Below are 10976 nucleotides of genomic sequence, written 5' to 3' on the forward strand. Positions count from 1 at the left end.
ACCGACAAATAACCGTGTTCCCTGAATTATCAGGGGTGATTACTGGGTCCGTGGATTTATGCTGATTCTGCGCCCGCCCTGTGACATGAGCAGGACGACGGATCGGCGCGGCGGTCGGGACGGGTCGCCGCGGGTGGTGGTCGTCGACGACTCCCCGTTCATGCGGGGGCTGATAAGCGACCTCCTGAGCGACGCCGGGGTCGCGGTCGTCGGCGAGGCGGGGGACGGTGAAGAGGCGCTCTCGGTGGTCGCCGAGACCCGTCCGGACGTCGTCACGATGGACGTGGAGATGCCCGGGATGGGGGGACTCGAAGCGGTCGAGCGGCTGATGGAGGAGACGCCGACGCCGGTGTTGATGCTGTCGGCGCACACCGACGAGGGCGCGGAGGTCACATTCGAGGCGCTGGACCGCGGGGCGGTCGACTTCTTCGCGAAGCCCGGCGGCGAGGTGTCGACCGGCGTCTCGCGGGAGTCCGACCGGCTCGTGGAGGCGGTACGCTCGGTCGCGGGCGCCGACCTCGACGCCGCGACCCGGGAGCGCGACGACCCCAGCGGGGCGGCGTCGCGGTCGCCGGACGCGGGCTCCGACGCGGACGGAGCGGCCGTCGACGAACCGTTGACAGTGGTGATCGCGGCCTCGACCGGCGGCCCGAACGCGGTCGAGCGCGTGCTGTCGGCGCTGCCGATGGCGGACTGCCGCGTGGTGATCGTCCAGCACATGCCGGAGGCGTTCACCTCGCGGTTCGCGAAGCGGCTCGACGCCGCCTCCGCGTACGACGTGCGGGAGGCGAGCGACGGCGCGCGGATCGGCGCCGGCGAGGCGCTCGTCGCCCGCGGCGGGAGCCACACGGTGATCGACAGCTACCGGGCGGGCCGGCTCCGCGTCAAACTCGACGCGGACGACGACACCCACACCGTCACCCCCGCGGCCGACGTGACGATGCGGTCAGCCGCAGAGGTGGTCGACGACCCGCTCGTCGGCGTCGTGTTGACCGGGATGGGGTCGGACGCCGCCGAGGGCGTCCGCGCGATGGCCGACGCCGGGGCGCGCACGCTGGCGCAGAGCGAGGACACCTGCGTCATCTACGGGATGCCGAAGCGCGCGGTCGAGACCGGCGGGGTCGACGCGGTGTACGACCTCGACGACGTGGCCGGCGCGATAGTCGGGGGTGAGGCCTGATGGACTCCCACCGCGCGGCGTTCGTCGCCGAGGCCGAGGACGGCATCACCGACCTCAACAACGCCTTACTCGCTCTGGAGGCCGACCCCGAGGACGCCGAGGCGATGGACGACGTGTTCCGCGTCGCCCACACGCTGAAGGGGAACGCGGCGGCGATGGGGTACGAGGACGTCTCCGACTTCGGGCACGCGCTGGAGGACCTGCTGGACGCGGTCCGACAGGGCGAGCGCGAGGTGACGCCGGAGCTGATGGACCTCCTCTTCGAAGGGGTCGACGCCGTCGAGGCGATGGTCGAGGAGATCGCCGACGCCGGCGAGGTGTCGACGGACCCCTCCGACCTCGAATCGCGGCTGCGCGAGATGGAGGAACACGGCACCGTCGGCGGCGGGGACGGCGCCGACGGCGGAAGCGAGGACGCGGCAGAAGCCGACGATCAAGACGCTGATGCCGAGGACGCCGACGCCGAGGAGCCCGACGACGGCGACTCCGGCGGCGACGCCGACGACGCCCCGGACCTCTCGGTGCCGGAGCCGCCGGCGGGCGCGGCCGACCTGCCGGACCCGGTCGCGTACGCGGACGTGACGATCGGCGACGCCCAGATGCCGGGCGTCGACGCGGCGCTCGTCCTCCAGGCCCTCGACGAGCAGTTCGACGGCCACGCGACCGACCCGTCGCCGGAGGCGCTGGAGGACGGCGAGTACGACGAGTCGTTCGACGCCTTCGTCGGCGGCGCCGACCCCGACGTCGTCGCAGAGGGGCTCCGGGCGCTCACGCAGGTCGAGTCGGTCGCCGCCGTCGCGGTCGGCGACTCGGGCGACGCGGACGACGAGGAACCCGAGTCGGTCGACGCCGATGCGGGCGATGCGGCGGAGGACGACACAGCAGCGGACGACGCAGCGGGGGGCGACCCGGCCGACGACGACGACGCGGCCGCCGACCCGACGCCCGCCGAAGCAGCCGATGAAGCGAGTTCGGACGAGGAGGCCGACGAGGCGGACGAACGGTCCGACGACGGCGGCGACTCCGGCTCCGCCGGGGGGTCCGACTCCAAGTCCGGCGACGAGATCAAGTCGATCCGCGTCGACGTCGACCAGGTCGACGAGCTGTACGGCCTCGTCGAGCAGCTGGTGACGAGCCGGATCAAGCTCCGCCGGGAGATAGAGGGGACGGACGCGGAGTCCGACGCCTTAGACGAGCTCGACAAGCTCGCCTCCAGCCTCCAGGACACGGCGATGGACATGCGGCTCATCCCGTTCTCGCAGGTGTCCGACTCGTTCCCGCGGCTCGTGCGCGACATCTCGCGGGACCTCGACAAGCGGATCGACTTCGAGATCGAGGGCGACGACGTGGAGTTGGACCGCACGATCCTCACGGAGATGCGCGACCCGCTCGTCCACGTCCTGCGGAACGCGGTCGACCACGGGATCGAGCCGCCCGAGGAGCGCGAGGCCGCCGGCAAGGACCCGACCGGTCGCGTGGAGCTCACGGCCGAGCGCGAGCGCGACCACGTGATCATCGAGGTCTCGGACGACGGGAGCGGACTCGACCCCGACCAGCTCCGCGACAAGGCGGTCGACGAGGGCGTCAAGAGCCGCGAGGCGGTCGAGGCGATGGAGGACGGCGAGGTGTACGACCTCGTCTTCCACCCCGGCTTCTCCACCGCGGACGAGGTCACCGACGTCTCCGGCCGCGGCGTCGGGATGGACGTGGTCCGGACGACCGCCCGCGACCTCGACGGCTCCGTCTCGATCGAGAGCGAGCCGGGCGAGGGGAGCACGGTCCGCTTCCGGCTGCCCGTCACCGTCGCCATCGTGAAGGTGATGTTCGTCGACGTCGGCGGCACGGAGTACGGCATCCCGATCAAGTCGATCGCGGAGGTCGCCCGCGCCGACGACGTCGAGGAGGTCCACGGCGACGAGGTCGTCAGACACGAGGACGACCTCTACCCGGTCGTCCGGCTGAACGAGCGGCTCGGCGAGATAGACGCGACGGCGGCCGAGTCGACCCCGACCGAGTCGCCCGCCGCGGACGGCGGCGTCGCGGTCGACGAGCCGGGCGACGACGGGTTCGTCCCGGCCGATCCCACGGCGGCCGACTCCGCCGACGAGCCCGGCGGGGACCCGACCGACGACGGCATGCTCGTCCGCATCCGCGAGGAGACGCGCCAGGTCGCGCTCCACTGCGACGCGGTGTTAGACCAGGAGGAAGTGGTCGTCAAACCCCTCGACGGCCCGCTCTCGGGGACGCCGGGCCTCAGCGGCACGGCGGTCCTCGGCGACGGCGACGTCGTGGCCGTGCTCGACGTGGTGAGCCTATGAGCCGGTCGACGGACGACGGCGAGACGGCGTTCGAAGGCGTGCTCCGCCAGATCGACGACACGGTCCCGTTCGAGCCGGGGTACTACAACGAGTCGTACCTCGACCGCCGGATCACGGCGCGGATGCGCCGCCGCGACACCGAGTCGCACGCCGAGTACGAGCGCATCCTCCGCGAGGACGCCGAGGAGCGGCAGGCGCTGATGGACGCGCTCACGATCAACGTGACGGAGTTCTTCCGCAACCCGGAGATGTGGGACGTGCTCCGCGACGTGCTGCGCGAGCGGACCGCGGACCAGCGGCGCGTGCGCGTCTGGTCCGCGCCCTCGGCGGACGGCCGCGAGCCGTACTCGGTCGCGATGTTGGCCTGCGACGACCCCGAGATCGACGAGTCGCGCGTGGAGGTGCTCGGCTCCGACATCAGCGAGGAGGCGCTCGACAACGCCCGTGACGGCGTCTACCACACGACGCGGACGACCGACATCGCCGAGGAGCTCGAACCGCTCTCCGATCCGGACCGCTACGTCGAGCGCGACGGCGACACGTTCCAGGTCCGTGCCGCGGTCAAGCGACTCGTCGACTTCGAGACGCACGACCTGATCCGCGACGGCGCCCGCGACCCGTTCGACGTGGTGTTGTGCCGGAACCTGCTCATCTACATCGACGTCGACCACAAGTCGGCCCTGTTCGACACGTTGGAAGCGTCGCTCGCCGACGACGGCGTCCTCGTCTTAGGGATGACCGAGAGCGTCCCCCCGGACCGGAGCGACCGCTACGAACCAATCGACAAGCGACGGCGGGTGTTCGGGAGGCGCTGATGTCGCTGTACCAGCACGCTCGGGACGGGAACGTAGACAGCATCCGAGACGCGCTCGCGAGCGACAGCGCGGCCGTCCGGAGGCGCGCCGCCGAGTTCCTCGGGGAGATCGCCGACGAGAGCGATCAGGCGACCGTCGACGCGCTGCTCCGCGCGGCGACGACGGACGACGACCCCGAGGTCCGCGGGGCCGCGGTCGACGCGCTCGACGAGATCGGCGAGGCCGCGCTCCAACAGCTCCTCGAGGAGCTGACGGGGGGCCGCAGCGACTCGGAGGCCGAGTGGGTGACCGCCCAGAAGTTCGCCCGCGCGCTGGAGGCCGACCGCCCGGAGCTCCGGATGGCGGCGGCGAACGCGCTCGGGCGCCTCGACGACGCGAGCGGCCTCCAACCGCTCGTCACCGCGCTCGACGACGAGGACCCCCGCGTCCGGCTCCGCGCGGCGCAGGCCTGCGGGACCTTCGCCGACCCCCGGGCGATCCCGGGGCTGCGAGAGCGCCTCGACGACGCTGAGCCGCGGGTCCGGCGCGCCGCGGCGAACGCCTTGGGCACGATCGGGACCGACGAGGCGCTGTCGCCCCTCCTCGACCTGCTCGACGACGGCGACGAGTCGATCCGCCGGATCGCGGCCGGCGCGCTCGGGAAGGCGAGCACCCCGGAGCCGGTCGAGCCGCTCGCGCGGGCGCTCGGCGACGAGAGCGGGGTCGTCCGCAACGCCGCCGTCTACTCGGTGATCGAACTGCTCTCGAACGTGCCGACCCAGCAGAGCCACGCGGTCCGCGACCAGGTGGTCTCGGAGCTGAAGGCGGCCGACGACGCGACCGTCGTCGAGCCGCTGGTCGAGATCCTCACCGAGGGCCGGCAGTCCCGCCAGCGGCGGAACGCGGCGTGGATCCTCGGGCGCGTGGCCGACCCGGACGCGTCGGCGGCGGTCGAGGCGCTCGCCGACGCGCTGGCGGACGACGACCCGCAGACCGCGCAGTTCGCGGCCACGAGCCTGAAGAGCCTCGGCGGCCCGGTCGCCGAGGACCGACTGCTCGACAGGCTCGGGCCCGAACACCCGGATGACGCCCGCGCGAAGGCGGTGTTCGTCCTCGGACAGATCGGCGGGCAGGAGACGCTCAACCGGCTCGAAGAGTACGCCGACGACGACAGCCAGGCCGTCAGGAAGCGCGTGTTCTCGGCGGTCTCGAAGCTCCGCGCGGGGGGTCCCTAAATGGCGCAGAAGGACGGCGAGTACAAGATCACGGACACGCAGGCGAAGTTCGCCGTCGCGGTCCGCGAGGGCCGCAAGGTGAGCGACGTGTCGTGGACGCCCGGACGCGTCCTCCTCTCGAACCGGCGGCTAATCCTGGCCGGCAACGACGGGAAGCGGACCGTCCCGCTGTCGAAGCTGGAGCGGCTCGGCGGGCGCCACGACGCGAACCAGTCGGTCGCGCGCGTCTCCAACTACGTGAGCTTCGACCTCGGCGAGCAGGTGCTGCTCGTCGCCGCCTCGGACCACGAGCTGTTCGAGCGTGACGTGTACCGCGCGCTGCTCGACCAGAAGACCGTGATGGCGAAACACCCCGCCATCGAGGGGGGCGTCGTCCAGGACACCGAGTGGGAGCAGGCCCGCGTGAAGATCGACGAGAACGGGCTCAACGCGGCCCTAGAGCGCGGCGCGTTCGTGAAGTTCGACCTCGACGACATCAGCGGCCTCGACGCCGCGAAGCGCACGGTGAACGGCGAGAAGAAGCCCGTCATCGAGGTGTCGCACACCGACGACGAGGGGACGAGCATCGAGACGCACGTCGCCGGCGAGCCGAGCCGGATGCGGTTCGTCGAGTCGTGGCTCCGGAAGGGCGAGGAGCGCTCGTCGACGAACGTCGACCTCTCCAGCCGCGACCGCGAGGTGCTGATGGCGCTGTACTCCGGCGTCTCGCCGTTCGAGATCCCCTCGTTCCTCGGGATGGACGTCGACGACGTGGAGGAGACGTTCGAGCGGCTCGTCGAGTTAGAGGTCGTCGAGGAGGTCCGGATCCGCCGCGAGGTCGCGCTCAACTCCCGCGGCCGCAACATCGCCAGCGAGGCGATGAACGAGCAGTAGGCGCCCGATCTCCGGGAGCGACGGCCGCCCTGCCGCGCCACTGCTCTGCTGCCGCGCCGCTGCTCCGCCGCCGCGCCGCCCTGTCGGCGCGTCGAACCACGCTTAAGTCGCCGCCCGGCGCAGTACGGGCATGAGCTACGAGGCAGTGCTTTTCGACCTCGACAACACGCTGTACCCGTACGCCCCCTGTAACGAGGCGGGCAAGCGGGCCGCGCTCGACGCCCTCCGCGAGCGCGGGTACGAGCTGGACCGCGCGGCGTTCGACGACCTGTACGCGACCGGGCGGCGGGAGACGAAGCGCGAGACCGGCGGCACCGCGGCCTCGCACTCCCGACACGTCTACTTCAAGCGCGGGCTGTCCCGGCACGCCGGCGGGCCCGACCCCGCGGGCGCGCTGGCGGCCGGCGACGCCTACTGGAACGGCTTCCTCGGCGCGATGTCGCTCTGTGACGGCGTCGAGGCGGTCTTCGACGCCCTCGACGCGGCGGGGGCCGACGTCGCGGTCGTGACGAACCTCACCACGCGAGTCCAGCTTCGCAAGCTCGTGCGCCTCGGGATCGACGACCGGATCGACCTGCTCGTCACCTCCGAGGAGGTGGGCCGCGAGAAGCCGAGCGCGCTCCCGTTCACGACCGCGCTCGCGGCGCTCGACCACCGCCCGAGCGAGGCGCTGGCCGTCGGCGACAACGTCGAAACGGACGTCTCCGGCGCGGACGCCGTCGGCATCGACTCGGCGCTGTTCGTCGCCGACGGCGACGCGCCCCCCAATGCGGACCTCCCGGCGCGACAGCGCCCGGACCACCGGCTCGACGCCTTCGCCGACCTGACGGAGGTGGCGGCGTGAGCCCCGACGGCTCCGGCGCCGGCTCCGACCCGGACGCGAACCCGGACCTGCTGCGCGAGGCGCGCGAGGCGGTCGTCGAGTACGCCCCGGCGCTCGCCGACCTGACGCCCGGCCGGACCGGGAACCTGAGCGTCCGCGAGGGCGACCGCGTCGCCGTCACGCCCACCGGCGTCCCGTACGACTCCTTCGACGCGGTCGACGTGCCGGTGGTCTCGCTCGACGGCGAGCGGCTCGCCGGCCGGATGGCGCCGTCGAGCGAGGTGCCGATGCACACGGGCATTTACCAACACGACCGGCCCGGCGCGATCGTCCACACCCACTCGCCGTGGGCGACGACGATGGCGACGCTCCACCGGCGGCTCCCGCCGATCCACTACATGATCGCCGCGGTGGGCCGAGAGGTCCCGCTGGCGGATTACGCGCCGTACGGCACCGAGGAGCTGGCCGCGAACGTCGTCGCCGCGATGGCCGAGGCCGACTCCGACGCCGCAATCTTAGCGAACCACGGGCTCGTCGTCACCGGCCCCGACGTGGCGACGGCGGTCGAGAACACCCGCCACGTCGAGGACATCTGTCGGCTCTACCTGCGCGCGTCCGCCGTCGGCGAGCCGCACGTCCTCACCGACGAGCAGATGGCGACGGTCGAGGAGCGGTTCGAGAGCTACGGGCAGCAGCCCGACGCGGAGTAGAGCGGGCTGACGCGGAGCAGAGCGCCCCAACGTGGAGCAGAGCGGCCCGACACCGGGCGGCGCCGGCGCCGTCTTCGCCGCCGGTCGGCCGGTTCTATAAATACACGGGCGGCTACCGGATCGGTATGACAGATACTGAGCCGTCGCCGGCGGTCCGCGAGACCGCCGAGTCGATCGCGACCATGGAGATCCGCGGCGCGGCCACCATCGCCTCCGCCGCCGCCGAGGCGCTCGCCGACCAGGCCGCCGCCGCGGCCGAGGCGGACGCGACCGCGAGCGACCCCGAGGCGTTCCGCGCGTCGATGCGCGCCGCGGCGCGGACGCTCCGCGAGACGCGCCCGACAGCGGTGTCGCTGCCGAACGCCCTCCGCTACGTCCTCCAGCGGATGGAGGGCGACTCGGTCGACCGGCTCCGTCGGAGCATCGTCGACGCCAGCGAGTCGTTCGTCGACCAGCTCGACCGCGCGCAGGAGGACCTCGGGCAGGTGGGCGCGAACCGCCTCGCGGACGGCGACACGGTGATGACCCACTGCCACTCCACCGACGCGCTGGCGTGCATCGAGGCGGCCGTCGAACAGGGGAAGTCGATCTCGGCGGTCGTCAAGGAGACGCGCCCGCGCCAGCAGGGCCACATCACGGCCGAGGCGCTCCGCGAGATGGGCGTTCCGGTCACGCTCATCGTCGACTCCGCGGCGCGGCGCTACCTCGACGAGGTCGACCACGTCGTCGTCGGCGCCGACTCGATCGCGGCGGACGGCGGCGTGATCAACAAGATCGGCACCTCCGGGCTCGCGGTCAACGCCCGCGAGCGCGGCGTCCCGATCATGACCGCGGCCCAGACGATCAAGCTCCACCCGGAGACGCTGACGGGCCACACCGTCGAGATCGAGATGCGCTCGGAGGAGGAGGTGATCGAGCCGGGGACGCGCGACGCGATCGGCGATATCACCGTCGAGAACCCCGCGTTCGACGTGACGCCGCCGCGGTACATGGACGCGATCGTCACCGAGCACGGCCAGTTCCCCCCGGAAAGCATCGTGACGCTGATGCGGGAGCTGTTCGGCGAGGGCGCCGCCGAGCCGTGGGCCGAGCCATGAGCGGGCGCGACGGCGCTCCGGGCGACGACCCGCCGGCGGGCGACCCAGCCGACGGCGATCCCTCCAACGACGCCAACCCCGCCGAGGGCGAGGGCGTCGACGACTGGGACGAGACCGTCGCGGAGTGGGAAAGCGAGGTCGACGAGTGGGAAGGCGACCCCTCCGGCGACGCGAGCGACGCCGACGGCGACGCGGACACCCACGGCGACGCCGGTAACGGGACCGCCGCCGACGCCGCCTCCGACGACGACGTCGACCCCGCGATCGATCGCGACCCGGACCTGACCCCGGACGACGCCGACCGCGTGCCGAAGGTCGTCTCGGCGGGCCACATCAACTGGGACGTGACGATCCACGTCGACAGCCTCCCCGAGCCGGACGGCGAGACGCGGATCGACCGGCTCGAACAGTCCGGCGGCGGCAGCGCGGCGAACGTCGCGGTCGGGCTCGTCGACCTCGGCGGCCAGTCGGTCGTCTACGGCAGCGTGGGCGGCGACGAGTCGGGCGCGCTGGCGCTGCGCGAACTCGCGAGCGCCGGCGTCGACCCCGGACAGGTGCTCGTCGACGCCGACGAGCCAACCTCGGTGAAGTACGTCATCGTCGACGGCGGCGGCGAGCTGCTCATGCTCGCGAACGACGGCGCCAACGAGTCGTTCTCCGCGGCCGGGCTCGACCGCGACACGCTCGCGGCCGCCGACCACCTCCACCTCACCGGCCAGCAGCCCGAGACCGCCGCGGCGCTCGCGACAGCGGCGGCGGAGGCGGGCGCGACCCGCAGCTTCGACCCCGGTCGCCGCGTCGCCGACCGCGAGTTCGACGCCGCGCTCCACGCGAGCGACGTGCTCTTCGTAAACGACCGCGAGGCCGACGCGCTCGACGCGGCGACCGACGTGGACCCGTGGGAGCCGGACGACCGCGTCGTCGCGATCAAGCTCGGCGACGAGGGCGCGACGGTGCGGACGCCGCACGGCAGCGTCTCGCACCCGGGGTTCGACGCCGACCCGGTCGACACGACCGGCGCGGGCGACGCCTTCGCGGCCGGGTTCCTCGCGGCCGCGCTCCGGGAGCCGGAGATCACCGGCGACGGGTTCTCGCACGACCCGCGCGACTACCAGGTGCCGATACTCGTCGGCAACGCCTGCGGCGCCGTCGCAACCGAATCGGTGACCGCCCGCACCGACCTCTCGTGGGACCGCGTCCGCGAGCGGATGGGCGAGTCGCCCGAGACGGACCTCCTGATCGAAGTACGGGCCTGAACCGGGCGCGGGCGTCGTCCGCGGGTCGCACCCTCGCGCAGCGGCGCGGAGCGGGCCGCTCCACGTCGTTTTCGACCGAAACAGGAACGGTCGAGCCGTCCCCGGCGGATCAGATCCCGCCGGCGAGCCGGTCCGAGTCCGGGACGCCCTCGCCGTCGCGCACCGTCCCCGTTTCGCCCCAGCCGTCGGTGACGGAGAGCCGGGCCGCGTCGGGGAGCGGGTCGCTCGTGACCCGGATCAGCGCGGCCGAGTAGGTGATCGCGTCGCCGCAGGCGACGTCGTCGCTCCCCGGCCCCCGGACCGTCGCGTCCGCGACGAAGGTCCCGTCCTCGACGCCCATGCCGGTGCTATCGAACGTGATCTCGTCGTGACAGGTGTCGGGACCGACGGACTCGACGTAGACGAGCACCGACGCCGCGAAGTCGGTCTCCTCGACGAACGCGCGGACCGCTTCGGGCGCGTCGTCGAGGAGCCACGAGGCCTCCCCCTCCTCGGTGATCAGCGTGCAGAAGCCGCGCCGCTCGGTCCGGTCCCACGCGGGGCCCGAGAGGGCGGCACCGACCTGCCGGACGACCGTCGTTACCTCCTCGTCGTCGCTGTCGGCCCCGTCGCCGCCGTCTCCGTCGGTTCCGTCGCCGCCGTCTCCGTCGGTTCCGCGGCCGCCGTCGGTCCCGCTCCCGTCCGCCGGGA

Annotated in this window: 9 protein-coding genes and 1 pseudogene; 9 read left to right on the top strand and 1 reads right to left on the bottom strand. The window is 72.8% G+C overall.

What is annotated here, in order from left to right; translation table 11 throughout:
* Window positions 1-85: 85 nt before the first annotated feature.
* From cheB to EXE48_RS17070, 9 genes are all read left to right on the top strand, one after another.
* Complete coding sequence (gene cheB / locus EXE48_RS17030; protein ID WP_137712093.1) at window positions 86-1180, top strand: chemotaxis-specific protein-glutamate methyltransferase CheB; 1095 nt, start codon at window positions 86-88, stop codon at window positions 1178-1180.
* Window positions 1180-3498, top strand: a complete 2319-nt coding sequence (locus tag EXE48_RS17035; RefSeq protein WP_053770648.1) for a chemotaxis protein CheA — start codon at window positions 1180-1182, stop codon at window positions 3496-3498. Before cheB ends, EXE48_RS17035 begins: the two co-directional genes overlap by 1 nt.
* On the top strand, window positions 3495-4313 hold the full coding sequence (locus EXE48_RS17040) for a CheR family methyltransferase (RefSeq protein WP_053770649.1): 819 nt from the start codon (window positions 3495-3497) through the stop codon (window positions 4311-4313). The genes EXE48_RS17035 and EXE48_RS17040 overlap by 4 nt, the downstream gene beginning before the upstream one ends.
* Window positions 4313-5527: a HEAT repeat domain-containing protein gene (locus EXE48_RS17045; RefSeq protein WP_053770650.1), complete on the top strand. Its 1215-nt coding sequence runs from the start codon at window positions 4313-4315 to the stop codon at window positions 5525-5527. The genes EXE48_RS17040 and EXE48_RS17045 overlap by 1 nt, the downstream gene beginning before the upstream one ends.
* Entirely contained in the window at window positions 5528-6400 is an 873-nt protein-coding gene (locus tag EXE48_RS17050) for a CheF family chemotaxis protein (RefSeq protein ID WP_053770651.1), read from the top strand.
* 130 nt (window positions 6401-6530) lie between these two features.
* The gene (locus EXE48_RS17055; protein WP_137705397.1) at window positions 6531-7244 is read left to right on the top strand and encodes a ribulose-1,5-bisphosphate 5-phosphatase; all 714 of its coding nucleotides are present in this window, start codon (window positions 6531-6533) and stop codon (window positions 7242-7244) included.
* Complete coding sequence (locus EXE48_RS17060) at window positions 7241-7933, top strand: ribulose-1-phosphate aldolase (RefSeq protein WP_121600129.1); 693 nt, start codon at window positions 7241-7243, stop codon at window positions 7931-7933. Before EXE48_RS17055 ends, EXE48_RS17060 begins: the two co-directional genes overlap by 4 nt.
* A 125-nt stretch (window positions 7934-8058) precedes the next feature.
* Complete coding sequence (locus EXE48_RS17065) at window positions 8059-9030, top strand: ribose 1,5-bisphosphate isomerase (protein ID WP_137712094.1); 972 nt, start codon at window positions 8059-8061, stop codon at window positions 9028-9030.
* On the top strand, window positions 9027-10286 hold the full coding sequence (locus tag EXE48_RS17070; RefSeq protein WP_137712095.1) for an ATP-dependent ribose-1-phosphate kinase: 1260 nt from the start codon (window positions 9027-9029) through the stop codon (window positions 10284-10286). The genes EXE48_RS17065 and EXE48_RS17070 overlap by 4 nt, the downstream gene beginning before the upstream one ends.
* Before the next feature lie 109 nt (window positions 10287-10395).
* On the opposite strand, the pseudogene EXE48_RS17075 reads toward EXE48_RS17070, so the two are convergent.
* A pseudogene (locus tag EXE48_RS17075) lies at window positions 10396-10976 on the bottom strand (hypothetical protein); the annotation flags it as partial.

The organism is Halorubrum sp. ASP1 (assembly GCF_005435135.1).
Lineage (GTDB): Archaea > Halobacteriota > Halobacteria > Halobacteriales > Haloferacaceae > Halorubrum > Halorubrum tropicale.

Bases quoted from the DNA above. Each gene is read 5' to 3' on its own strand.
- EXE48_RS17040 (WP_053770649.1), top strand. From the start codon at position 3,495: ATGAGCCGGTCGACGGACGACGGCGAGACGGCGTTCGAAGGCGTGCTC.
- EXE48_RS17065 (WP_137712094.1), top strand. From the start codon at position 8,059: ATGACAGATACTGAGCCGTCGCCGGCGGTCCGCGAGACCGCCGAGTCG.
- cheB (WP_137712093.1), top strand. From the start codon at position 86: ATGAGCAGGACGACGGATCGGCGCGGCGGTCGGGACGGGTCGCCGCGG.
- EXE48_RS17035 (WP_053770648.1), top strand. From the start codon at position 1,180: ATGGACTCCCACCGCGCGGCGTTCGTCGCCGAGGCCGAGGACGGCATC.
- EXE48_RS17050 (WP_053770651.1), top strand. From the start codon at position 5,528: ATGGCGCAGAAGGACGGCGAGTACAAGATCACGGACACGCAGGCGAAG.
- EXE48_RS17070 (WP_137712095.1), top strand. From the start codon at position 9,027: ATGAGCGGGCGCGACGGCGCTCCGGGCGACGACCCGCCGGCGGGCGAC.
- EXE48_RS17055 (WP_137705397.1), top strand. From the start codon at position 6,531: ATGAGCTACGAGGCAGTGCTTTTCGACCTCGACAACACGCTGTACCCG.
- EXE48_RS17045 (WP_053770650.1), top strand. From the start codon at position 4,313: ATGTCGCTGTACCAGCACGCTCGGGACGGGAACGTAGACAGCATCCGA.